Consider the following 22,591-nt stretch of genomic DNA (forward strand, 5'->3'; position numbering starts at 1 on the left):
GACCGATGGACGGCAGCGTGATTTGACAATGGTCGGTCCCGGGCGTGGCACGCGTCGAAGGCGTTGTGCGGCACCGGCCGCCCGAATTTGACATTCGACGGTGCGTCGCCGCGTTGCGGGATTAACGCGGCGTTACAAAATGACGCGCGGCAGGTGGCGGAATCGCCATGCCTGCCGCGCGGGAAGCGGGATGCCGGCCGCGACGGCCGGCCATCGAGCCGATCGAATTACAGATAGAACATGCGGTCTTCTTCGGGCCGCGGCGGATGATCGTCGCCGTCCGCGCCTTCTTCCTCGCCGCTGTCCTCGTAGAACGCGAGCACGGCGTCGAGCACCTGGTCGGGATCGTCGATCACCTGCATCAGGTCCATGTCTTCCGGATTGATGAGGCCGTTCGGGATCAACTGGTCGCGGAACCATTGCAGCAGCCCCTGCCAGAACGTGCTGCCGACGAGAATGATCGGCACGAGGCGCGACTTCTTCGTCTGGATCAGCGTGAGCACTTCGGACAGTTCGTCGAGCGTGCCGAAGCCGCCCGGCATCACGATCACCGCGTCGGAGTTCTTCACGAACGTGACCTTGCGCGTGAAGAAGTGGCGGAAGCGCAGCGAGATGTCCTGGTAGTGGTTGCCGGCCTGTTCGTGCGGCAGCTCGATGTTCAGGCCGACCGACGGCGCCTTGCCGGCGTGCGCGCCCTTGTTCGCGGCTTCCATGATGCCGGGGCCGCCGCCGGAGATCACCGCGAAGCCGGCGTCGGACAGCTTGCGCGCGATCTGCACGGCCAACTTGTAGTGCGGCGTATCGGGCTTCAGACGGGCAGAACCGTAGATGCTGACGGCCGGGCGGATCTCCGACAGGTACTCGGTCGCCTCGATAAACTCTGCCATAATCGTGAACATCTGCCACGATGCGCGCGCCTTCTTGGCCGTCGCGCGTTCTTGATCTGCGAGCGAACGCAGACTCGGAATCACTTTTCTCTTGTTCATAATGCCTGAAGAACGAAATCTGGAAGGTAAGACCCTGCTATTGGTTGACGGTTCGAGCTATCTGTATCGGGCTTACCATGCGATGCCTGATTTGCGTGGCCCTGGCGGGGAGCCGACCGGAGCGCTCTACGGAATCATCAACATGCTGCGTCGTATGCGCAAGGAAGTCAGTGCAGAGTATAGCGCTTGCGTGTTCGATGCAAAGGGCAAGACGTTCCGCGACGACCTTTATGCCGACTATAAGGCAAACCGTCCGTCGATGCCGCCCGATCTTGCATTGCAGGTCGAACCGATTCACGGCGCCGTGCGCGCGCTCGGCTGGCCGCTGCTGATGGTCGAGGGCGTCGAGGCCGACGACGTGATCGGCACGCTCGCACGCGAAGCCGAACGGCACGGGATGAACGTGATCGTATCGACCGGCGACAAGGACCTCGCGCAACTCGTCACCGATCACGTCACGCTCGTCAACACGATGACCAACGAGACGCTCGATCGCGACGGCGTGGTCGCGAAGTTCGGCGTGCCGCCCGAGCGGATCATCGACTACCTCGCGCTGATCGGCGACACCGTCGACAACGTGCCCGGCGTCGAGAAGTGCGGGCCGAAGACGGCCGTGAAGTGGCTGTCGCAATACGACAGCCTCGACGGCGTGATCGAACACGCAGGCGAGATCAAGGGGGTGGTCGGCGACAACCTGCGCCGCGCGCTCGACTTCCTGCCGCTCGGCCGCAAGCTCGTGACCGTCGACACGGCCTGCGATCTCGCGCCGCATCTCGAATCGATCGAAGCGTCGCTGAAGAGCGACGGCGAAGCACGCGACCTGCTGCGCGACATCTTCGCGCGCTACGGCTTCAAGACGTGGCTGCGCGAAGTCGACAGCGCGCCCGCCGAAGGCGGCGGCGCCGATGCGCCGGAAGGTGACCCCGCCCCGGTGGTGGCCGCAGACATCGTCCGCGAGTACGACACGATCCAGACCTGGGAGCAGTTCGACGCATGGTTCGCGAAGATCGACGCGGCCGCGCTGACCGCGTTCGACACCGAAACCACGTCGCTCGACCCGATGACCGCGCGGCTCGTCGGCCTGTCGTTCTCGGTCGAGCCGGGCAAGGCCGCATATCTTCCGGTCGCGCATCGCGGTCCCGACCTGCCCGAGCAGCTGCCGATCGACGACGTGCTCGCGCGCCTGAAGCCGTGGCTCGAATCGGCCGACCGCAAGAAGGTCGGCCAGCATCTGAAGTACGACGCGCAGGTGCTCGCGAACTACGACATCGCGCTGAACGGCATCGAGCACGACACGCTGCTCGAATCGTACGTGCTCGAATCGCACCGGACGCACGACATGGACAGCCTCGCGCTGCGTCATCTGGGCGTCAAGACGATCAAGTATGAAGACGTGGCCGGCAAGGGCGCGAAGCAGATCGGCTTCGACGAAGTGGCGCTCGAGCAGGCCGCGGCGTATGCGGCCGAGGATGCGGACATCACGCTGCAGCTGCATCAGGCGCTGTATCCGCAGGTCGCGCGCGAGGCGGGCCTCGAGCGCGTGTATCGCGAGATCGAGATGCCGGTGTCGCTCGTTCTGCGCAAGATGGAGCGCACCGGCGTGCTGATCGACGACGCACGCCTGCAGGCGCAAAGCAGCGAGATCGCGACGCGGCTCATCGAGCTCGAGGGCCAGGCGTACGAACTGGCGGGCGGCGAGTTCAATCTCGGCTCGCCGAAGCAGATCGGGCAGATCTTCTTCGAGAAGCTGCAGTTGCCGGTCGTGAAGAAGACGCCGAGCGGCGCACCGTCGACCGACGAGGAAGTGCTGCAGAAGCTCGCCGAGGATTACCCGCTGCCGAAGCTGCTGCTCGAGCATCGCGGGCTGTCGAAGCTGAAGTCGACCTACACCGACAAGCTGCCGCGCATGGTGAATCCCGCAACGGGCCGCGTGCACACGAACTATGCGCAGGCGGTCGCGGTCACGGGCCGTCTCGCGTCGAACGATCCCAATCTTCAGAACATTCCGGTGCGCACGGCCGAAGGCCGGCGGATCCGCGAGGCGTTCATCGCATCGCCGGGGCACCGCATCGTGTCGGCCGACTATTCGCAGATCGAGCTGCGGATCATGGCGCACATTTCCGGCGACGCGTCGCTGCTGCGCGCGTTCTCGCAGGGCGAGGACATCCACCGCGCAACCGCCGCCGAAGTGTTCGGCGTGACGCCGCTGGAGGTCAATTCCGACCAGCGCCGGATCGCGAAGGTGATCAACTTCGGGCTCATCTACGGGATGAGCGCGTTCGGCCTCGCGTCGAACCTCGGCATCACGCGCGATGCGGCGAAGCTCTACATCGACCGCTATTTCGCGCGCTACCCGGGCGTCGCGCAGTACATGGAAAACACGCGCGCGGTGGCGAAGGAGAAGGGCTACGTCGAAACCGTTTTCGGCCGCCGCCTGTGGCTGCCGGAGATCAACGGCGGCAACGGCCCGCGCCGTCAGGCCGCCGAGCGCGCCGCCATCAACGCACCGATGCAGGGCACGGCGGCCGACCTGATCAAGCTGTCGATGATCGCGGTGGACGACTGGCTCACGCGCGACCGGCTCGCGTCACGGATGATCATGCAGGTGCACGACGAACTGGTGCTCGAGGTGCCCGACGCAGAACTGTCGCTCGTGCGCGAGAAGCTGCCGGAAATGATGTGCGGCGTGGCGAAGCTGAAGGTGCCGCTGGTCGCCGAAGTGGGCGCCGGCGCGAACTGGGAAGAGGCACACTGACGCACCCCCGTGCGATTCCCGTTTCCCGCGGCATATTGTTGCAGGGATGCTGAATATCGAGATGGTTTGCTTGTGGTCAACGCGCAAGCTCCCGGACAATGCAAGTCAGTCAGGTCATTGTCGCGGGGGCAGCGCGCCCCGTGTTCCGGCATCGGACGCATCGAAGTGTTTCGAACTGCACATCGATGATGTCCGAACCGGTTAATCCAACGGGCGGCGCGAACGCATCGCGTCTGCCTCGTGCGGCGGCAGCAGTTTCGAATCGCAAAGGGGGAATCAGATGCATCGGATCATCATCGTAGGCGGCGGCGCAGGCGGCCTGGAACTGGCGACGCGGCTCGGCGACCGTTACGGCGCGCGCGGCAATCGTCCCGCACGTGCGCTCGTCACGCTCGTCGACCGCAATCCGACCCACATCTGGAAGCCGTTGCTGCACGAGGTCGCGGCCGGCAGCATGGACCCGTTCACGCAGGAGCTCGAATACGCGGCGCAGGCGCGCTGGCATGGCTTCGAGTTTCAGCAGGGCGAACTGACCGCGCTCGACCGCACGGCGAAGCGCATCACGCTGTCGCCCGTCAACGACAGCGACGGCGCGGAGCTGCTGCCGGCGCGCGACCTGGAATACGACACGCTCGTGATCGCGATCGGCAGCACGACGCACTTCTTCGGCGTGCAGGGCGCGGCCGAAAACGCGATCGCGCTCGATACGGTCGGCGAGGCCGAGCGCTTCCGCAAGCGCCTGATCGCCGCGTGCATGCGCGCCGAGCATCAGGCGCCGGCGCAGCCCGCGCCCGGGGCGGCGGCCGAACCGCGCATCCAGGTCGTGATCGTCGGTGGCGGCGCGACGGGCGTCGAGTTGTCCGCCGAGCTGCGCAATACCGCGCAGGTGCTGTCCGTCTACGGGCTGCACAAGCTCGACCCGCAGCACGACGTCGGCATCGTGCTGATCGAATCGGGGCCGCGGATTCTGCCCGCGCTGCAGGAGCGCGTATCGACGGCAACGGCCGAGCTGCTCGAAAAGCTCGGCGTGCGCTTGATGCTCGCCGAGCGCGTGACCGAAGTCGCGCCGGGTTTCGTGCACACCGCGAGCGGCAAGACGGTGCGTGCGGATCTCACGGTCTGGGCGGCCGGCATCAAGGCGCCGTCCGTGCTGTCGAATCTCGACGGCCTGCAGGTCAACAAGCTCGGCCAGCTCGACGTGCGCCGCACGCTGCAGACCTTCACCGACGACAACGTATTCGCGCTCGGCGATTGCGCGGCCTGCGTATGGCCCGGCAACGAGCGCAACGTGCCGCCGCGCGCGCAGGCGGCGCACCAGCAGGCGAGCTTCCTGCTGAAGGCGATCGGTTGCCGGCTCGACGGGCGTTCGCTGCCGGAATTCACGTATCGCGATTTCGGATCGCTCGTGTCGCTCGGTCATTTCAGCGCGGTCGGCAACCTGATGGGCGGGCTGATCGGCGGCAACATGCTGATCGAAGGGCTGTTCGCGCGCTTCATGTACATGTCGCTGTACCGGCTGCACATCGCGGCGCTGCACGGCTATCCGCGCATGATGCTCGATACGGTCGCGCATTGGCTGCGCCGCACGACGCTGCCGCGCGTCAAGCTGCACTGACGCGGCCGCACGTTCGTGCGCCGGGCGGGCAGGAAATGCGCATCGCGCGCATTTCCTGCCCGTTGTCGTTTCAAGTGCAGGGTGGTCGTGCGTTCGCGTGCCGGGCCTGTTTATTGCGCATCTCTATTGCGCGTCGTTTCGTGCCGACCCGCAAGCATTCGAGCGCGTGAAGGCGCTTGCCGCATGTGCGCCGCGGATGAACTTGCCGGGCCGGATCGCGGTTGTCGATACCGTTACGGACGCCGCCGGATTACGCCTTCGTAATCGAGTCTTACACATCTGACAGTTGACGTGACAACGGATTATTGGGCATCTTGTGCGGGTTTCCGCTTGCGGCGGAGTGTCAACCGCCGCGACATCCGCGCCGTCCGCCGGCGCGATGCCCCGTCAGGTCCAAGCCATGACCGTGACGGCGGCGCCCAATCGAGGAGTGCATTCATGTTGAAACCCGAAGTCGACAGCCTGGTTCCCCGTGTTCCGTTCTCGCGCCGCAAGTTCATGCAGGCCGCGCTGGGCGGCACCTTCGCGGCGGCCGTGCTGCCCGTGTCGGCGCAGACGATCACGACCGACAGCGCCGGGCTGGACGTCGACACCATCGAGATCCGCTCGGGCGACGCGAGCATCCCCGCGTATCGCGCGCAGCCGGTCGGCAAGACGAACCTGCCGGTCGTCATCGTGATCCACGAGGTCTTCGGCGTGCATGCGCATATCGCCGACGTCTGCCGTCGCTTCGCGAAGCTCGGCTATCTCGCGATCGCGCCCGACCTGTTCGCGCGCCAGGGCGACGCGTCGAAGTATCCGACCATCCAGGCGCTCGTCGACAACATCGTCAACAAGGTGCCGGACCGTCAGGTCACCGAGGATCTCGATGCGACCGTCGCGTGGGCCGGCAAGAACGGCGGCGACCTGTCGCGTCTCGGCGTGACGGGATTCTGCTGGGGCGGCCGCCAGGCGTGGCTGTATGCGGAGCACAATCCGCACGTGCTGGCGGCCGTCGCGTGGTACGGGTTCGTCGAAGGCAAGACCGACGAGATGACACCGTTCAATCCGGTCGACCATGCGTCGTTGCTGAAGGTGCCGGTGCTCGGGCTGTACGGCGAGAAGGATACGAACATCACGCAGGCGGCGCTCGCGAACATGCGCAAGGCGATCCAGGCGAGCGATTCGAAGCTCGCGCGCCAATCGGAGATCGTCGTCTATCCGGATGCCGGTCATGCGTTCTTCGCCGATTACCGGCCGAGTTACGTGAAGGGCGATGCCGAGGACGGCTGGAAGCGCGCGATCGAGTGGTTCCACAAGTACGGCGTGATGTAAGCGACGAGGCGGCAGATGCCGTCGCCTCGTCGACGTGTCGCGCCGGTGCTTACGGGTTCGGGCCGGTCGCGATCGGCCGCGACGGATCGGCGCTCCATTCGCTCCACGAGCCCGGATACAGCGACGCACCGTGAAGCCCGGCGATCTCGAGCGCGAGTGCGTTGTGGCACGCGGTCACGCCGGATCCGCATTGCAGGATCGCGTTGTTCGGTTCGGTGCCGGCCAGCAGCGCGGTGAACGTCTCGCGCAGTTCGTGGCCGGTCTTGAAGCGGCCGTCGGCAGCCAGATTGTCCTTGAAGAACCGGTTGCGTGCGCCGGGAATATGGCCGCCGACACGATCGATCGTTTCGTTTTCGCCGCGATAGCGATCCGGCGCGCGCGCATCGATCACGACGCGCTGGGCCGACGTCACGTTCGCGAGCACGGCCGCCGCGTCGACCGTCGATTCGAGCGGGGCTGCCGCGCGGAAGTCGCCGGCGGCCGGGTGCGGCACGTCGGCGGTCAGCGGCTGGCCGGCTGCTTCCCATGCCTGCAGGCCGCCGTCGAGCACCGCGACGGAATCGTGCCCGAGCCAGCGCAGCAGCCACCACAGGCGCGCCGCATAGGCGCCGCCGTGTGCGTCATAGGCGACGACCTGCTGGCCCTGCTTGACGCCGCGGCTGGCGAGCAGCGTGGCGAGCGCGTCGCGGGTCGGCAGCGGATGGCGGCCGTTGGTGCCGGTCTTGCGGCCGGACAGGTCGCGGTCGAGATGGAGATACTGTGCGCCCGCGATATGGCCGGCAGCGTAGGCGGCTTCGCCTGCGCCCGGATCGGCGAGATCGAAGCGGCAGTCGAACACGGCAACGCTGCCCGGCGCCGCGGCCAGGCGCTCGGCGAGATTGGTTGCTGAGATGAGCGTGGTGTAGTGGGTATGTGGCATGACGGCTCCCTGGAGTGCAAACGGCCTGATACTCCAAGTCTAAACAAAAAAAGACGGGCCGGAACCCGTCTTTTCATATGCCGAATGCCGTGCGGCGCGCAAGCACCGCGCGCAGGTCAGAGATCGCCGAGATGGCGGCGCAGGAACTCGTGGAAGTGCTGCATGCCGTCTTCCATCGGGCTCTGGTACGGGCCGACCTGCGATTCGCCGCGCGCCATCAGTGCACGGCGGCCTGCGTCCATCCGCATCGCGATTTCGTCGTCCTCGATGGCCGTTTCCATATAGGCGGCGCGCTCGGCCTCGACGAACTCGCGCTCGAACAGCGCGATTTCCTCGGGGTAGTAGAACTCGACGATGTTGGTCGTCTTCTGCGGGCCGCGCGGAATCAGCCACGACACGACGAGCACGTGCGGATACCACTCGATCATCAGGCCCGGGTAGTAGACCATCCAGATCGCGCCGAACTCCGGCGGCACGCCGTTGCGGAACTTGAGCACCTGCTCGTGCCAAGTCTTGTAGGTCGCGCTGCCCGGTTTCGCGAGCGCGTTGTGCACGCCGACCGTCTGCACGCTGTACCAGTCGCCGAACTCCCATTTGAGATCGTCGCACGACACGAAGCTGCCGAGGCCCGGGTGGAACGGGACGACGTGGTAATCCTCGAGGTAGACCTCGATGAACGTCTTCCAGTTGTAATCGCACTCGTGCACTTCGACGTGATCGAAGTGATACTCGGAGAAGTCGAAGTGATGCTTCGTGCCGAGGTTCGCGAGATCGCGCGCGACGTTGCGGCCTTCGGCCTCGAACAGCAGCCCCTGCCAGTTCTGCAGCGGGCTCTTGCCGAGGTTCAGGCACGGCTTGTCGGGGAAGTGCGGCGCGCCGAGCAACTGGCCTTCCAGATCGTACGTCCAGCGGTGCAGCGGACACACGATGTTCTGCGTGTGGCCGCGCCCGTTCAGCATGATCGCCTGCCGGTGGCGGCACACGTTCGACAGCAGTTCGATCTGGTTCGCCGGGTTGCGGACCAGCACGCGGCCTTCCTTCTCGGACGGCAGCGCAAAATAATCCCCCGCCTCGGGCACCATCAACTCGTGCCCGACGTAACGAGGTCCTTTCTTGAAGAGGGTTTCGATCTCGCGCTCGAGCAGCGCCTCATCGAAGTATGCAGTGACTGGAAGCTGGCTGTGAGCCGACTTCAACTGAAGCGCATCGCTCAGATTGGACATTCCCACTCCCGGTGTTAGCGTGAAAGCAGTGAACAACCCAACCATCGAAAAATCGATTTAGGGAAACGCGGAATTATACCCGGTTCGCCTCGCAAGGCTAGGATTAAGTGCCTGATTTGTGTCAATTTTTTGTCCGGCGGCGATCGGGTGGCGCACAATGTGTGTCGAAGAAGGGGCCCGAATGCGTGTCAGGGTGCCAAGTCGGCAGGTCGGAAAATTCTCTTTTGCCGTAGAATGTCCGACTTGTTTTGAAATTTGACACCCTCGTCCATGGCGAAAACCGCATCCCAAGGCGCCACCCCGCCCGGCAATGGCACCGAACCGTTGCCGGACAACTATGAAACGGCGCTCGCGGAACTCGAGACGCTGGTTGCCCGGATGGAAGGCGGCACGTTGAGCCTCGAGGATTCGCTCGCTGCGTATCGCCGCGGTGCGACTCTCGTTGCGTTTTGCCAACAGCAGCTCGAGAAAGTGGAACAGCAGGTTCGCGTGCTCGACGGCGCGACGCTGAAGCCGCTTTCGTCCGGAACGGCCGCCACGGACGGCGAAGACGACGATCTATGACATTCGAACAATGGATGCGGTCCGTGCTCGACCGTGTCGAGGACGCACTCGGCCACTATTTGCCGGCTGACAACGTGGTGCCCACGCAACTCCACGAAGCGATGCGCTACGCGGTCCTCGGCGGCGGCAAACGCGTTCGCCCGCTGCTGTGCCATGCAGCAGGCGAACTGACCGGCGCGACCGAAGCGGCGCGCAACGCGGCAGCGGCGGCGCTGGAGATGATCCACGTTTACTCGCTCGTGCACGACGACATGCCGTGCATGGACGACGACGCGCTGCGACGCGGCAAGCCGACCGTGCACGTGCAGTACGACGAGCCGACGGCGCTGCTGGTCGGCGATGCGCTGCAGTCGCAGGCTTTCGTCGCGCTGACCGACGCCGCCGCGCTGTCGCCGGTGCAGCAGGCCGCGCTCGTGCGCGAGCTGGCGCTGGCGAGCGGCTCGATCGGCATGGCCGGCGGGCAGGCGATCGACCTGGCGAGCGTCGGCCTCAAGCTGACGCGCGAGCAGCTCGAGACGATGCACCGGATGAAGACGGGCGCGCTGTTGCGCGCGGCCGTGCGGATGGGCGCGCTGGCGGGCGACACGCCGTCGGCGGAGGCGATGGCCGCGCTCGACGTCTACGCGGGGGCCGTGGGTCTGGCCTTCCAGGTCGTCGACGACATTCTCGACGTCACGACCGATTCGGCGACGCTCGGCAAGACGGCCGGCAAGGATGCGGCGAACGACAAGCCGACCTACGTATCGATCCTCGGCCTCGACGCGTCGCGTGAGCTCGCAACCCAGCTGCGCGCCGAAGCGCATGATGCGCTGAAACCGTTCGGCGCACGCGCACAGCGTCTCGCCGAACTTGCCGACCTGGTGGTGAACCGGGTCAGCTGACGCGAAGCCCGCCGCTGCGCACACGCTACGGTGCGTGCAATAGAATGCGGGCGCGTTTGATTTCCTACAATGGAACGACGATGTACGACTTGCTGAAAACCATCGACGACCCGGCGGATCTGCGCCGCCTCGATCGTCGCCAACTCCAACCGCTCGCGGATGAACTGCGCGCGTTCGTGCTCGACAGCGTGTCGAAGACGGGCGGCCATCTGTCGTCCAACCTCGGGACGGTCGAGCTGACGATCGCGTTGCACTACGTGTTCAACACGCCGAACGACCGGATCGTCTGGGACGTGGGTCACCAGACCTACCCGCACAAGATCCTGACGGGCCGCCGCGACCAGATGCATTCGCTGCGCCAGTACGACGGCATCTCGGGCTTCCCGCGTCGCAGCGAATCCGAATACGACACGTTCGGCACCGCGCACTCGAGCACGTCGATCTCGGCGGCGCTCGGGATGGCGATCGGCAGCCAGCTGAACAGCGACGACCGCTTCTCGATCGCGGTGATCGGCGACGGCGCAATGACGGCCGGCATGGCGTTCGAGGCGATGAACAACGCGGGCGTGTCGGAGGATGCGAAGCTGCTCGTGATCCTCAACGACAACGACATGTCGATTTCGCCGCCGGTCGGCGCGCTGAACCGCCATCTCGCGCGCCTGATGTCGGGCCGCTTCTACGCGGCCGCGCGTGCGGGCGTCGAGCGCGTGCTGAGCGTGGCGCCGCCGGTGCTCGAACTCGCGCGCAAGCTCGAGGAGCACGCGAAGGGCATGGTCGTGCCGGCCACGCTGTTCGAGGAGTTCGGCTTCAACTACATCGGCCCGATCGACGGTCACGATCTCGATTCGCTGATCCCGACGCTGCAGAACATCCGCGAACTGCGCGGCCCGCAATTCCTGCACGTGGTGACGAAGAAAGGCCAGGGCTACAAGCTCGCCGAAGCGGATCCCGTGCTCTATCACGGCCCCGGCAAGTTCAACCCGGCGGAAGGCATCAAGCCGTCGGCCACGCCCGCGAAAAAGACTTATACGCAAGTATTCGGCGAATGGCTGTGCGATGAAGCCGAGCGCGATACGCGCGTCGTCGGCATCACGCCCGCGATGCGCGAAGGCTCGGGCATGGTCGAGTTCGAGAAGCGTTTCAAGGATCGCTACTACGACGTCGGCATCGCCGAGCAGCACGCGGTGACGTTCGCGGGCGGTCTCGCGACCGAAGGGCTGAAGCCCGTCGTCGCGATCTACTCGACGTTCCTGCAACGTGCGTACGACCAGCTGATCCACGACGTCGCGCTGCAGAACCTGCCGGTCGTGTTCGCGATCGACCGCGCGGGCCTCGTCGGCGCCGACGGCGCGACGCACGCGGGCGCATACGATCTCGCGTTCATGCGCTGCATCCCGAACATGACGATCATGGCCGCGTCCGACGAGGACGAGTGTCGCCAGATGCTGCACACGGCGCTGCAGCAGCCGAACCCGACCGCGGTGCGCTATCCGCGCGGCGCGGGCACCGGCGTGCCGACGGTGAAGGAATTCACCGAGATCCCGCTCGGCAAGGGTGAAGTGCGTCGCCGTACGTCGCAGCCGGAAGGCAAGCGCGTCGCGATCCTCGCGTTCGGCACGATGGTCGCGCCGTCGCTCGCGGCGGGCGAGGAGCTCGACGCCACGGTCGCGAACATGCGTTTCGTGAAGCCGGTCGATGCGGCGCTCGTGCGTGAACTCGCCGAGACGCACGACTACCTCGTCACGGTCGAGGAAGGCTGCGTGATGGGCGGTGCGGGCTCGGCCTGCGTCGAAGCCCTGATGGAGAGTGGGGTTATCCGACCCGTAATACAATTGGGCCTCCCTGACCAGTTCATCGATCACGGTGATCCCGCGAAGCTGCTGTCGCAATGCGGCCTCGACGGCGCGGGCATCGCGAAATCGATTCGCGAACGCTTCCTGAGCCCGGCGGCCAATGTCGCCGATCAGGCGAAGCGCGTCGCATAAGCTGGCGCCGCCTGCGGGCGGCGTCGGTGCGACTGGCGCAACCGGTCTACATTGATGCGGAAAACATGGGCCTGCGGGCCCATGTTGCTTTTCCGGCTGCCGCGTGACGCGGCGTGCGCGTCGTCGAACGCGCGGCTTACAAGGATTGAACAAGATGAACCAGATGAATCCCGCCTTCGTGATGCCCGACGTGCAGAGCACGGTGGATACCCGCCAGATTCCGATTCAGCGCGTGGGCGTGAAGGCGGTCCGGCATCCGTTGACGGTGTGCACCGAGAGCGGCGACGTGCAGCCGAGCGTCGGCGTCTGGAATCTCGACGTGCGCCTGCCTGCCGATCAGAAGGGCACGCACATGTCGCGCTTCGTCGCGCTGCTCGAAGAGAACCGTGCGCCGCTGACGGTCGAGCGCTTCCGCGCGATGCTCGCGTCGATGCTCGAGAAGCTGGAAGCCGAGGCCGGCCGCATCGAGGTCACGTTCCCGTACTTCGTGAACAAGACGGCGCCGGTGTCGGGCGTGCAGAGCCTGCTCGACTACGAAGTGACGCTCGCGGGCGAATGCCGCAACGGCGAAACGCGCCTGTTCCTGAAGGTGCTCGTGCCGGTGACGAGCCTGTGCCCGTGTTCGAAGAAGATTTCGCAGTACGGCGCGCACAACCAGCGCTCGCACGTGACGATCGATGCCGAACTCGCAGCCGACCTGCCGGTCGAGGCGCTGATCCGCATCGCGGAAGAAGAGGCGTCGTGCGAGCTGTGGGGCTTGCTGAAGCGTCCGGACGAGAAGTTCGTGACGGAGCGCGCATACGAAAACCCGAAGTTCGTCGAGGATCTGGTGCGCGACGTCGCGCAGCGTCTCGACGCGGACGAGCGCGTGATCGCCTACGTGCTCGAAGCCGAGAACTTCGAATCGATCCACAATCACAGCGCGTATGCGCTGATCGAGCGCGACAAGCGACACGCTGCGTAACGTCGGGGCGCTGCGGCGCTGCGTCGACTTGCCGCTGCAATGAAGAAGGCCGCTCGAATCGAGCGGCCTTCTCGTTTTCCGTCCGGCGCGTGCGGGTGTGCGAGCGACGTTGCGCAGCGCCGCGCGACTCAGCGTGCGAGCGACGCGAGATCCCAGCGTGGCTTCACCGTGAACGCGTAGTCCGCATTCGCCTGCTCGGGCCAGCGGCCGAGCCGCAGTGCGCCGGCGAGCGCGATCATTGCGCCGTTGTCGGTGCAGAGCGCGAGATCGGGGTAGTGCACGTCGAAGCCGCGCTTGGCCGCGGCGGCCGACAGCGCCGCGCGCAACTGGCGGTTCGCACCGACGCCGCCCGCGACCACGAGGCGCTTGAGCTTCGTCTTCTTGAGCGCGGCGAGCGATTTCGCGACGAGCACGTCGACGGCTGCGTCGACGAAGCCGCGCGCGAGATCGGCCTTCGCGCGCTCGAGCGCAACGCCCTCCAGCTTCGCCGCTTCGAACTTCTTCATCTGCGTGAGCACGGCCGTCTTCAGGCCGCTGAAGCTGAAGTCGAGATCGCCCGAATGCAGCATCGGGCGCGGCAGCACGACCGCGCCCGGCGTACCCGTTTCCGCGAGCTTCGACACTTCCGGGCCGCCCGGATAGCCGAGGCCGATCAGCTTCGCCGTCTTGTCGAACGCTTCGCCGGCCGCGTCGTCGAGCGTCTCGCCGAGCGTCTCGTACACGCCGACGTCGGTCACGCGCATCAGTTGCGTGTGGCCGCCCGACACCAGCAGCGCAATGAACGGGAACGGCGGCGGTTCGTCGACGAGCAGCGGCGACAGCAGGTGGCCTTCGAGGTGATGGATGCCGACGGTCGGCTTGTTCCATGCGAGCGCGAGCGCGTTCGCGATGCTCGCGCCGACCAGCAGCGCGCCGGCGAGGCCGGGGCCTTGCGTGAATGCGATCGCGTCGATGTCGTCGCGGCGCGTGCCGCTTTGCGCCATGACTTCCTCGAGTAGCGGCAGCGCGCGGCGGATGTGGTCGCGCGACGCGAGCTCGGGCACGACGCCGCCGTATTCGCGGTGCATCGCGATCTGCGAATGGAGCGCGTGCGCGAGCAGGCCGCGCTGCGTGTCGTAGAGCGCGAGGCCGGTTTCGTCGCAGGAGCTTTCGATGCCGAGAACGAGCATGGGTCAGGGCGGGGCGCGCTGCATCGAGCGCGCCGCAGGAAGGTAAACGTAGCCGGAAATTATAGCAGGCGATGGCCGGCCGCCGCCGGGTGCGGCCCGGGCGCGCTAGCTGAAGACGAGCCGAATCTCTGCCGCGCTGGGCGTGTAGACTGTTCCAGTTCTGCCCCTTCCAGCCCGTCAGGGAGTCTCGGGTACGCCGGTTCATGAATCTGAGTCATCGATACTGTTTTGGTCCTGGCAGGCTCCACAGACTGGTTAGTTTGATCAGCGCTTAGGTGGATCGAGATGCCCTGACAGCCTAGATGCGGCGAGGTCGGCATGGCTCGTGCGCATGATCTGGCAGATGGCGCTGTGGCGATGCGTTGGTCAGCGTCAGGATATGATCCTACGGCGCTGATCTGGATGCCTGCGCGAACACGCGCCGAAAACGGAGCCAATCATATCGACCAGGCGCCTGCTGCCCAGTTTGCAGGAAAACCCGCCGCACATATGGCAGGTTCGCAGCAGTGAGCATCGAACGTGGCCAGCCCGTGAATATGGAATGGGTCTTCGGCAATCATTTTCTCGATATCCCGTGGTTGGCCCGCATACGCGAGCACGAATCCGCCGTTTTCTTCATGCAGCGGGCCCGCGGCAAGGATATTTCCCGCCTGTGCGTATCTGACGAGCCATGCCTTGTGAGCATCGAGATGCGCCTGGATTTCTTCGATGGGACGGACGTAGCCGAGCTTGATGGCGAACAGCATAAGCGACCCCTGTTACTGGATGGTTTGCTCACCGGACGTGCGCACGTTGACGAGTACCTCGGTCAGGGACGCCATGGCGAGTGCGATGCCCTCGTCCCGGGCAGCTTGACCTTTCGACGCCCCCTCTGCTCGTACGAACCGGACGTCGGTGATGCCCAGGAAACCGAAGAACGCCTGCAGGTAGCTTTCCTGGAAATCCATGTGTGCGAGCGGCGCTTCCACGTAAAACCCACCGCGCGCCGAGGCTACGATCACCTGCTTGCCGCCCGCCAGGCCGACCGGGCCGTTTTCGGTATACCGGAACGTGCGCCCGGCCTGGGCCACACGATCAAGCCATGCTTTCAACTGACTCGGTACCGAAAAGTTGTACATCGGCGCACCGACGACAATGACGTCGCTCGCTAGAAACTCCTTGACGAGTGCTTCGGACAGCTCATGTTCGTGCGCGGTGGCGTCGTCGAGAGCACCGACGTCGATCTGGCGAAATCCTGCTGCGATTGGGCCGCTGAGATGCCGGATTTCGTCACGGACGAGATCACGATACGTCACATGCGCCGATGGATGCTGCGCCCGGAGAACAGCTGCCACGGCCGCGGACAGCTCTCGCGTGATGGAACTGTTGCCGAGCATGCTCGAATCGAGATGAAGGATATTCATTGAAGCCTGCCTGTCAGGGGAGGAGTGAAGCGCGTCGAAACGCGCTGGAATTCATTGCGATGCCTTCCGGGCGGCCAGATCGATCAGCCTCGCGACCTCGTCCGGGTGAGATAGCATCGACATGTGGCTGGAGCGAATCGACCTGACCGTTGCCCCGATGTGCTGCGCAATGGCTTGCTGCACGGCGGGCTTCAGCGCATTGTCGTTGGTGGTTCGCAGATACCAGACAGGCTTGTCGTGCCAGGCCGCGTGCTGGATCTTCCCGGTGAAGCAGGCCGCCGCGACAGGCTGTTGAACCGATGCCAGGACGCGAGCCTGTTCGAGCGGAATGTCCGCCGCCATGACGTGCTGAAACGCTCGCGCATCGTCGAGCCAGATCAGCCCGTGGGCGTCCGGTGCGAGGCCGGTCATCGGCGCGTGGAGGCGTTGCAGAAGGTCGGCGACGGACTCGCCGTCGTCCGGTACCAGCGCGGACAGATAGACCAGGCCTTTCACATTGGCAGCGTTGCCGGCCTGCGTGACGACCGCGCCGGCCCAGGAGTGGCCCACCAGCAGTACGTCGCCGGTTTGCCGATGCAGGACGCTTTCGGTGGCGGCAACGTCGTCTGCGAGCGAAGTGAGAGGGTTTTGCACAGCAGTGACGCGGTAACCCATGCGCTGTAGCCTGACGATCACGTGGCTCCAACTTGATCCGTCCGCAAAGGCGCCATGCACGAGGACAATGTTGCGCACAGCCGGCGCCGCAGTCGCTGCCGCATGAGCCGTCGTCAGCGTCGCCGTGAAGGCTACGGCAGCAACCAGTCGGCTGAACCATGCGGACCGACGGCGCGCGCGTCTCTGAAAGAGCGAGACCGGACAGTCGTGAAGGAATGGGAATTTCATGTGAAAGCGAATCGTTGAGGGGACGTGCCAAATTTATCCGGCTTCAGTGAACCGTTGCAGGTGGCAAACTCGCCAACATTCATGCAAAATTCGCCACCCCCCTGAGACACGGAGCGCGCCGTGCGCATAGGAATCGTTGCAGTCGAAGGCAGCCTGCTCTCCGCCATTAGCGGCCTTGCCGATCTGTTCTGGATGACGGAGCAGGCGTTACGCGCACCGCCTGCCGAAGCGTCATATGACCTGCCCGGCCGAGCCCTCCCAACCTTCGAGACCGTCATCGCAAGCGCGGATGGGAAGGGCCTGCGCGATCCGCAGGGCCGGCTGATTCCGATCGATGCCTCGTTTCGGGAATTAACGCAATGCGACGTGGCGCTTGTCACCGGTATGGCACTGGGGCCGGACCGGCTACCCCCTGTATCCGCATCGATCGGCCACGCGGCAACGTGGCTGCAAGAGCGTCATCAGGCCGGTGCGCTGGTGGGCGCTGCGTGTGCAGGTACCTTCGTGCTCGGAGAGGCCGGCTTGCTGAACGGCAGGCGCTGTACGACCACGTGGTGGCTCCACCATGCGTTCAGGCAGCGGTTTCCCAAGGCACGCGCGGTGTGGGGCACGGCAGTGGAAGAGCAGGATCGGATCGTGACGACAGGCGGTCCGCTGTCCTGGGTGGATCTGGCCTTGCACGTGATCAGGCGCGAGGCAGGGCCCGATGTGGCCCGTCTCGCCGCAGATATCTCCGTGGCCGACAGCTTGCCGCTGCCGCAACTGGTTTATGCGCCACGTGGGTTCGTCAACGCCACCGACCCGCTGCTTCTGCAAGCAGAGCAGATCGTTCGCCATGCCAGCCCTGGATTGACCGCTGAAGCGCTGGCGAGCGCGCTGAGTCTCAGTGAACGGACACTGCACCGGCGGCTGAAGCGCTTGACCGACGAGTCACCCAAAGGGTTCATTACCCGCGTGCGGATCGAAATGGCTTGCGTGTTGCTCGAGCGGCCTGGAGCAAGCATTAAGCAGGTAGCACTGCAATGCGGCTACAGTGAGGAAACGTCGTTTCGGCGTGCCTTCAGCCAACTCACCGGCATGACGCCAGCCGACTACAGGCGCTGGTCAGATGGGCGGAACGTCAGGCGTCTACCCAGTCCCCACGCACTCGAGGCCAGCGGCGATTGACGCCGTGGCTGTCGTGTCTGCAACGATGGCGGCGCTATTCGACTGGAACCTCGCTGACGTTGCGCATCCCTGTCCTCAAGTAAGCCATTACGTCGGCGACCGCTGCGTCGCGCGCGTGCGCGCACCTTAGCCAATAGGAATCAATCGATAGCCGTCCTGTTCTCGCGCCAAGTGGCCCAAAGCCGGAAATGGAAAGTGGAATCCTTGAATGAGCATCCCTTCCGCTACGGCCCGGTCATACAGTTTGATTCGTGCTTGCTGTGCCATCTCAGGATCCATGTCCGTGGCTCCGTGCCAGTGCGGATGGCGGATGAATAGCGCTGGATGTGTGGTCACGTCGCCTTGAATGACCACCTTATCGGCGCCAGATTCGACGACGAAGGACGTATGTCCCGGCGTGTGACCGTGTGTGGCCATGGACGTGACGCCCGGTGCAACCTCTGTGTCCGGCTCGAATGTTCTGACTGAGTCGCCGAGAATTCCGAATATGCGGCGTGCACGCTGGAAATTCGCCATTGTGGCTTCCGATTCCGCTCGAGCCATGTTTGCGTCGTTCAGCCAAAACGCGTATTCGGCAGCAGGTACCCAGATTTCGGAATTCGGAAATGCCGCGCGGCCATCTGCTGTCACCAGTCCACCAATGTGATCGGCATGGAAATGCGAGATCAATACCCTGTCGACTGCGGCCGCATCGTAGCCGGCCGCTTCAAGGTTGGTATGGAACTGTCCGCCGACGCCGTTGCTCTGTCTGAAGGCCGCTTCCCCGAGCCCGGTATCAATTACGATCACGCGCCCATTAGTCTTGAGGACGACGGGGGTGAACGTTAGCGTAATGGTGTCTGTCGGCAAACGAGCCGCCTGCAGTGCGCGGACGACGTCCGCTGGCGGAACATTCGAGACGAAGTTTTCTCGACGCGGAAAGCTGTTGGCGCCATCGGAGACGGAGAGCATCTCGATCTTCCCGACAGTCCGCTGGAATACTCCGGGTATGGGTGCGGTCATGGCCGGCGATGAAGCCTCGCGAGCCGTTGCGTATTTCCCCGGCGCCAGCGTCGCGACTGCGGCTGCTGCGGTTCCTGCGAGGAAAGTTCGACGCGAATGATTTGTCATGGCTGTTACGTCCGTGGTGGTTTGGAGACCAGACGATGTGCGGGGAATATCGCTCGTCATCTGTTATGTCTTGAACACCCTCATTTTGCGGGTTTACACCATTGAATTGCAGATATAAATAAGTAAAACAGTTATATTGGCAAATCATGAAACCGGGGCGGGAAACACATGAACCGAGATGACCTAATCGACCTGAATGCCTTCGTCGCTGTTGCAGAGGAAAGGAGTTTCACGCGCGCCGCAGCGCGCCTGCTGACGTCGCAGTCCGCTCTAAGCCACACTTTGCGGCGGCTTGAAACGCGGCTCGGTGTTCGTCTTCTGACGCGCACGACACGGAGCGTCGCGTTGACTCCGGCAGGCGAAACCTTCTTGCAGGGACTGAAGCCGGCTTTCGAAGCCATTGACCTGACACTTGGTACTGTCGGCTCTCTACGGGAAAGCCCCCGGGGCACTCTCCGCATCACTACTCCGCGGCATGCCGCGGTTAGCGTGTTATGGCCTGTGCTGCAGAAATTCGTCAGAGACTACCCGGACATACAAGTCGAGGTGAACATTGACGCGGCTTTCCGAGACCTCGCGGACGATCGATTCGATGCCGGTATCAGGCTTGGGGAACTGGTGGCGCCAAACATGGTTGCGGTAAAAATCGGACCTGACCTCCGCCTGGCGATCGTGGCCACGCCCGGCTACGTTGCCCAACGCGGCATACCTACCCATCCCCATCAGTTGGCCCAGCACGCCTGCATCAATTTTCGCCTGCCCGGCTCAGGGGCGCTTTATGCCTGGCAATTCAAAAAAGGCCGACAGGAAATGAAAGTGCGCGTTGAAGGACCTTTGACTTTCGATGACCCGGACATGATCCTGGCGGCTGCGGTGGACGGGCAGGGTGTTGCCTGCCTCGTCGAAGACCATGCTGCCCCGATGATTCGCGATGGTCGTCTCGTCCGTCTTCTCGAGGATTGGTGTTCACCCTTTTCCGGCTACCATCTCTATTACCCAACCAGAAAGAACAATTCTGCAGCGTTCCGCTTGCTGGTTGACCGACTGCGCACTCAGCACTGACATTCTTCAGTGGCCGGCAGTCTTCCGCGCGTTGTGAATTCCGTGCTTGCCAGAATGACAAATTCGTTTGCCCGACAGACCAGTTGTCAAACTGGCGGAACGTAAGAAGCCTGACGCCCCCAAAGCATGCGAGGTGGCCGCCATTGACGCCGCGGCGAGCCTGATTGCCGCGACGACGGGCTAGTTGCCCGGCGCGTCGCCGCCGCTACCCAGCACTGTCTTGAGATACGCCATCACGTCGACGATTGCCGCGTCGCGCGCCTGCGCATTGCCTCCAACGTGGGGGTCGGTCTGAACGCAATCGTCGTGAAAGGAAAAGGGTGAACCGGTGGCCTCGTTCATCAGTTCGCCGCTTTCGTTTTCGACGATACGGCACGCCCGTACCGTTTGCGCGCCCTTTACGACGACAGTGGGCATCGCGTACGGCATGTCGAACGCATGCGATGCGTGCGGAAAAACCGTCATGGTGGCGTCTTTGCCGGCCTGTTGCAGCCGCTCGAAGTATGCGGCACAGGCCGGCGCAGGGTCGTAATCGTCGTCTGCCCCATGGAATTCGCGGATTGGCCCGTTGACGTCGGTGTCGTCGCGATAACGGGTCATGCAGTCGGGATAGAAGGGCATATAGGCACGAAAGCGAACACCAGACGTATTCCACAGGCGATTGAGTCGCGTCATGGCGGCGTAGAGCGTTGCCTGTCCACCTCTCGAAAAGCCCATCAGCATGATCTTGTCCGGATCGACGCGGGAATCGTGCGAGAGCAGGTCCAGCGCCCGATATGCGTCGAGAACGAGGTTCAGCCGACCAAGCTGCGACTGATCCTGGCTGGTGGACCTGATCCCGCGGCCGGTGAATCCATCGATTGCGAATGTCCCGATACCGTTCTCGTTGAACGTGCGCTCCCACATTTCGATGTTCGCACCCATTCCGCTCGAACCATGAATCAGCACCACTACCGGCTGTCTTCCCGTGTGCTTCGCGAGGCGCAGGATGCCGGCTACCGTCACGGCCTTTCCATTCTTGTTGCCGGTCAGCATCTGACTGTCGGTGAGGGTGAGTGAGGAAATCTGGTGGACCTCGACGTGGGCGGCCATGTCGGAACTGCTTCGTGCGTGTGCACACTGCGCGGCAATCCATAGCGCGGCGACGAGCAGCGCTTTGATGAGCTTCATTGATGCGTCTCCAGGATGACGGGCTGACGGCTGCGCTGCCTCAAGCGCCCGATTCTTTTGATTACTCCGTGGCGGTCGCGTATCGCCGGCCGGGCAGCCCGAGACAAACGCTCGGCGCCGCCCGCGCTCGATGTCGTCAATGTCCGGTTTGCAGCGTGCCCCGCGCGATTTGATCGCGTTCGAGTGACTGGAACAAAGCCTTGAAGTTGCCTTCGCCGAAACCGTCGTCGCCTTGTCGCTGAATGAACTCGAAAAACACGGGCCCGAGCAGCGTTTGAGAGAAGATCTGCAGCAACAGGCGTGGCTTTTCATCTGCCGTGCTGCCGTCCAGCAGGATGCCGCGCGTTTTCAGTTGGTCGACCGGCTGGCCATGCCCCGGCAATCGCGCTTCCAGCGCGTCGTAGTAGAAATCGTTGGGCGCGGTCATCAACGGCACACCGGCGAACTGCAACCGGTCGATCGTGTCCACGAGGTTATCCGTAGCGAGGGCGATATGCTGTATTCCTTCGCCGTTGAACTGCATCAAGAATTCCTCGATCTGTCCGCTGCCGCGCGACGATTCCTCGTTGAGCGGGATGCGAATTTTGCCGTCAGGCGCTGTCATCGCCCGCGAAGCGAGGCCCGTGTACTCGCCCTGTATATCGAAGTAGCGAATCTCGCGGAAGTTGAAGAGCTTCTCGTAGAATCCGGCCCAGTGCGCCATTCGGCCGCGGTAGACGTTGTGCGTCAGATGATCGATGCGCGTCAAACCGTGCCCGACCGGATGTCGGTCAACGCCTTCGATGAACGAAAAGTCGATGTCGTAGATGGACTGGCCATCTTCGAACCGGTCGATCAGGTAGATCGGTGCGCCGCCGATGCCGCGAATCGCGGGGAGCCGCAGTTCCATCGGCCCAGTCGGAATGTCGACGGGCTGGGCGCCCATTGCAAGGGCGCGATCGTAGGCACGGTGGGCATCGCGGACGCGGAACGCCATCCCGCAGGCGCTCGGACCGTGCTCAGCAGCGAAGTACGCAGCCTGGCTTTGTGGCTGCCGGTTGACGATGAAATTGATATCGCCTTGTCGGTACAGCAACACGTCTTTCGAACGATGGTGCGCAACCAGCGTGAAACCGAGTTTCTCGAAAACGGGTTCGAGGGTGCCAGGAAGAGGGGACGCGAATTCGACAAACTCGAATCCCATCAGTCCCATTGGGTTCTCAAAAAGGTCAGTCATTGTGGTTCTCCACGGAATGCACAGGGTCAGGCCGCATTACTGCCGAGTTCGCCGACGAGCTCCGGCACGAGCGCGAACAGATCGCCGACGAGGCCGTAGTCGGCCACGCTGAAGATCGGTGCTTCCGGCTCCTTGTTGATCGCGACGATCACCTTCGAATCCTTCATGCCGGCCAGATGCTGGATCGCACCCGAGATGCCGACCGC

The 22,591-nt window shown here is 64.1% G+C and carries 19 protein-coding genes and 1 pseudogene; 9 read left to right on the forward strand and 11 right to left on the reverse strand.

Annotated features, from left to right (window positions below; translation table 11 throughout):
- Positions 1–227 precede the first annotated feature (227 nt).
- Positions 228–986, reverse strand: a complete 759-nt coding sequence (locus DID98_RS25130; RefSeq protein WP_044845264.1) for a TIGR00730 family Rossman fold protein — start codon at positions 984–986, stop codon at positions 228–230.
- Between the two features lies 1 nt (position 987).
- Between DID98_RS25130 and polA the strand changes: the two genes are divergently transcribed.
- From polA to DID98_RS25145, 3 genes are all read left to right on the forward strand, one after another.
- Complete coding sequence (gene polA / locus DID98_RS25135) at positions 988–3,741, forward strand: DNA polymerase I (protein ID WP_124523276.1); 2,754 nt, start codon at positions 988–990, stop codon at positions 3,739–3,741.
- 280 nt (positions 3,742–4,021) lie between these two features.
- Positions 4,022–5,356: an NAD(P)/FAD-dependent oxidoreductase gene (locus tag DID98_RS25140; protein WP_044845266.1), complete on the forward strand. Its 1,335-nt coding sequence runs from the start codon at positions 4,022–4,024 to the stop codon at positions 5,354–5,356.
- A gap of 438 nt (positions 5,357–5,794) precedes the next feature.
- Entirely contained in the window at positions 5,795–6,670 is an 876-nt protein-coding gene (locus DID98_RS25145; protein ID WP_124486431.1) for a dienelactone hydrolase family protein, read from the forward strand.
- Between the two features lie 49 nt (positions 6,671–6,719).
- Here the strand turns inward: DID98_RS25145 and DID98_RS25150 are convergent, their stop codons facing one another.
- Positions 6,720–7,589, reverse strand: a complete 870-nt coding sequence (locus DID98_RS25150; protein ID WP_124486430.1) for a sulfurtransferase — start codon at positions 7,587–7,589, stop codon at positions 6,720–6,722.
- A gap of 116 nt (positions 7,590–7,705) precedes the next feature.
- Positions 7,706–8,812, reverse strand: coding sequence for an aromatic ring-hydroxylating dioxygenase subunit alpha (locus tag DID98_RS25155; RefSeq protein ID WP_044845269.1), 1,107 nt, complete (start codon positions 8,810–8,812; stop codon positions 7,706–7,708).
- Between the two features lie 270 nt (positions 8,813–9,082).
- On the opposite strand from DID98_RS25155, the gene DID98_RS25160 reads away from it, so the two are divergent.
- The 4 genes from DID98_RS25160 (at position 9,083) to folE2 (ending at position 13,206) form a co-directional block, all read left to right on the forward strand.
- Entirely contained in the window at positions 9,083–9,376 is a 294-nt protein-coding gene (locus DID98_RS25160; protein ID WP_044845270.1) for an exodeoxyribonuclease VII small subunit, read from the forward strand.
- Positions 9,373–10,257 carry a polyprenyl synthetase family protein gene (locus DID98_RS25165; RefSeq protein ID WP_124522665.1) on the forward strand — a complete coding sequence of 295 codons (885 nt, stop codon included), beginning with the start codon at positions 9,373–9,375 and terminating at the stop codon, positions 10,255–10,257. The genes DID98_RS25160 and DID98_RS25165 overlap by 4 nt, the downstream gene beginning before the upstream one ends.
- Before the next feature lie 80 nt (positions 10,258–10,337).
- The gene (dxs, locus tag DID98_RS25170; RefSeq protein WP_124571630.1) at positions 10,338–12,242 is read left to right on the forward strand and encodes a 1-deoxy-D-xylulose-5-phosphate synthase; all 1,905 of its coding nucleotides are present in this window, start codon (positions 10,338–10,340) and stop codon (positions 12,240–12,242) included.
- 154 nt (positions 12,243–12,396) lie between these two features.
- Positions 12,397–13,206, forward strand: coding sequence for a GTP cyclohydrolase FolE2 (gene folE2 / locus DID98_RS25175; protein WP_124486428.1), 810 nt, complete (start codon positions 12,397–12,399; stop codon positions 13,204–13,206).
- Between the two features lie 128 nt (positions 13,207–13,334).
- Here folE2 and tsaD read toward each other — a convergent pair whose 3' ends face one another.
- The 4 genes from tsaD to DID98_RS25195 form a co-directional block, all read right to left on the reverse strand.
- A complete protein-coding gene (gene tsaD, locus DID98_RS25180) occupies positions 13,335–14,375 on the reverse strand; it encodes a tRNA (adenosine(37)-N6)-threonylcarbamoyltransferase complex transferase subunit TsaD (RefSeq protein WP_044845274.1) in 1,041 nt (346 codons plus the stop codon).
- A gap of 437 nt (positions 14,376–14,812) precedes the next feature.
- On the reverse strand, positions 14,813–15,121 hold the full coding sequence (locus DID98_RS25185) for a YciI family protein (RefSeq protein ID WP_124522667.1): 309 nt from the start codon (positions 15,119–15,121) through the stop codon (positions 14,813–14,815).
- Positions 15,122–15,133: 12 nt separating this feature from the next.
- Positions 15,134–15,778 (reverse strand): FMN-dependent NADH-azoreductase, encoded by a 645-nt coding sequence (locus tag DID98_RS25190; RefSeq protein ID WP_124522669.1) that lies wholly within the window; start codon positions 15,776–15,778, stop codon positions 15,134–15,136.
- A 51-nt stretch (positions 15,779–15,829) separates the two neighbouring features.
- Positions 15,830–16,660, reverse strand: coding sequence for an alpha/beta fold hydrolase (locus DID98_RS25195; protein ID WP_124522671.1), 831 nt, complete (start codon positions 16,658–16,660; stop codon positions 15,830–15,832).
- Positions 16,661–16,780: 120 nt separating this feature from the next.
- On the opposite strand from DID98_RS25195, the gene DID98_RS25200 reads away from it, so the two are divergent.
- Entirely contained in the window at positions 16,781–17,827 is a 1,047-nt protein-coding gene (locus DID98_RS25200; protein WP_124522673.1) for a GlxA family transcriptional regulator, read from the forward strand.
- 126 nt (positions 17,828–17,953) lie between these two features.
- Here the strand turns inward: DID98_RS25200 and DID98_RS25205 are convergent, their stop codons facing one another.
- The gene (locus DID98_RS25205) at positions 17,954–18,997 is read right to left on the reverse strand and encodes an MBL fold metallo-hydrolase (protein WP_260426290.1); all 1,044 of its coding nucleotides are present in this window, start codon (positions 18,995–18,997) and stop codon (positions 17,954–17,956) included.
- 108 nt (positions 18,998–19,105) lie between these two features.
- Between DID98_RS25205 and DID98_RS25210 the strand changes: the two genes are divergently transcribed.
- Entirely contained in the window at positions 19,106–19,999 is an 894-nt protein-coding gene (locus tag DID98_RS25210) for a LysR family transcriptional regulator (protein WP_124522674.1), read from the forward strand.
- A gap of 180 nt (positions 20,000–20,179) precedes the next feature.
- Here DID98_RS25210 and DID98_RS25215 read toward each other — a convergent pair whose 3' ends face one another.
- The 3 genes and pseudogenes from DID98_RS25215 to DID98_RS25225 all read right to left on the reverse strand — a co-directional run.
- A complete protein-coding gene (locus DID98_RS25215; protein ID WP_124522675.1) occupies positions 20,180–21,169 on the reverse strand; it encodes a dienelactone hydrolase family protein in 990 nt (329 codons plus the stop codon).
- Between the two features lie 136 nt (positions 21,170–21,305).
- Complete coding sequence (gene hppD, locus DID98_RS25220) at positions 21,306–22,385, reverse strand: 4-hydroxyphenylpyruvate dioxygenase (RefSeq protein WP_124522676.1); 1,080 nt, start codon at positions 22,383–22,385, stop codon at positions 21,306–21,308.
- A 26-nt stretch (positions 22,386–22,411) separates the two neighbouring features.
- Positions 22,412–22,591 (reverse strand): annotated as a pseudogene (locus tag DID98_RS25225) (electron transfer flavoprotein subunit alpha/FixB family protein); the annotation flags it as partial.

The sequence above is a fragment of the Burkholderia sp. Bp8984 genome (assembly GCF_003853755.1).
In the GTDB taxonomy this organism is placed as follows: domain Bacteria; phylum Pseudomonadota; class Gammaproteobacteria; order Burkholderiales; family Burkholderiaceae; genus Burkholderia.

Excerpts from the sequence above, each read along its gene's own strand:
- DID98_RS25130 (WP_044845264.1), bottom strand. The coding sequence starts at position 986 with ATGAACAAGAGAAAAGTGATTCCGAGTCTGCGTTCGCTCGCAGATCAA.
- polA (WP_124523276.1), top strand. The coding sequence starts at position 988 with ATGCCTGAAGAACGAAATCTGGAAGGTAAGACCCTGCTATTGGTTGAC.
- DID98_RS25140 (WP_044845266.1), top strand. The coding sequence starts at position 4,022 with ATGCATCGGATCATCATCGTAGGCGGCGGCGCAGGCGGCCTGGAACTG.
- DID98_RS25145 (WP_124486431.1), top strand. The coding sequence starts at position 5,795 with ATGTTGAAACCCGAAGTCGACAGCCTGGTTCCCCGTGTTCCGTTCTCG.
- DID98_RS25150 (WP_124486430.1), bottom strand. The coding sequence starts at position 7,589 with ATGCCACATACCCACTACACCACGCTCATCTCAGCAACCAATCTCGCC.
- DID98_RS25155 (WP_044845269.1), bottom strand. The coding sequence starts at position 8,812 with ATGTCCAATCTGAGCGATGCGCTTCAGTTGAAGTCGGCTCACAGCCAG.
- DID98_RS25160 (WP_044845270.1), top strand. The coding sequence starts at position 9,083 with ATGGCGAAAACCGCATCCCAAGGCGCCACCCCGCCCGGCAATGGCACC.
- DID98_RS25165 (WP_124522665.1), top strand. The coding sequence starts at position 9,373 with ATGACATTCGAACAATGGATGCGGTCCGTGCTCGACCGTGTCGAGGAC.
- dxs (WP_124571630.1), top strand. The coding sequence starts at position 10,338 with ATGTACGACTTGCTGAAAACCATCGACGACCCGGCGGATCTGCGCCGC.
- folE2 (WP_124486428.1), top strand. The coding sequence starts at position 12,397 with ATGAACCAGATGAATCCCGCCTTCGTGATGCCCGACGTGCAGAGCACG.
- tsaD (WP_044845274.1), bottom strand. The coding sequence starts at position 14,375 with ATGCTCGTTCTCGGCATCGAAAGCTCCTGCGACGAAACCGGCCTCGCG.
- DID98_RS25185 (WP_124522667.1), bottom strand. The coding sequence starts at position 15,121 with ATGCTGTTCGCCATCAAGCTCGGCTACGTCCGTCCCATCGAAGAAATC.
- DID98_RS25190 (WP_124522669.1), bottom strand. The coding sequence starts at position 15,778 with ATGAATATCCTTCATCTCGATTCGAGCATGCTCGGCAACAGTTCCATC.
- DID98_RS25195 (WP_124522671.1), bottom strand. The coding sequence starts at position 16,660 with ATGAAATTCCCATTCCTTCACGACTGTCCGGTCTCGCTCTTTCAGAGA.
- DID98_RS25205 (WP_260426290.1), bottom strand. The coding sequence starts at position 18,997 with ATGACGAGCGATATTCCCCGCACATCGTCTGGTCTCCAAACCACCACG.
- DID98_RS25210 (WP_124522674.1), top strand. The coding sequence starts at position 19,106 with ATGAACCGAGATGACCTAATCGACCTGAATGCCTTCGTCGCTGTTGCA.
- DID98_RS25215 (WP_124522675.1), bottom strand. The coding sequence starts at position 21,169 with ATGAAGCTCATCAAAGCGCTGCTCGTCGCCGCGCTATGGATTGCCGCG.
- hppD (WP_124522676.1), bottom strand. The coding sequence starts at position 22,385 with ATGACTGACCTTTTTGAGAACCCAATGGGACTGATGGGATTCGAGTTT.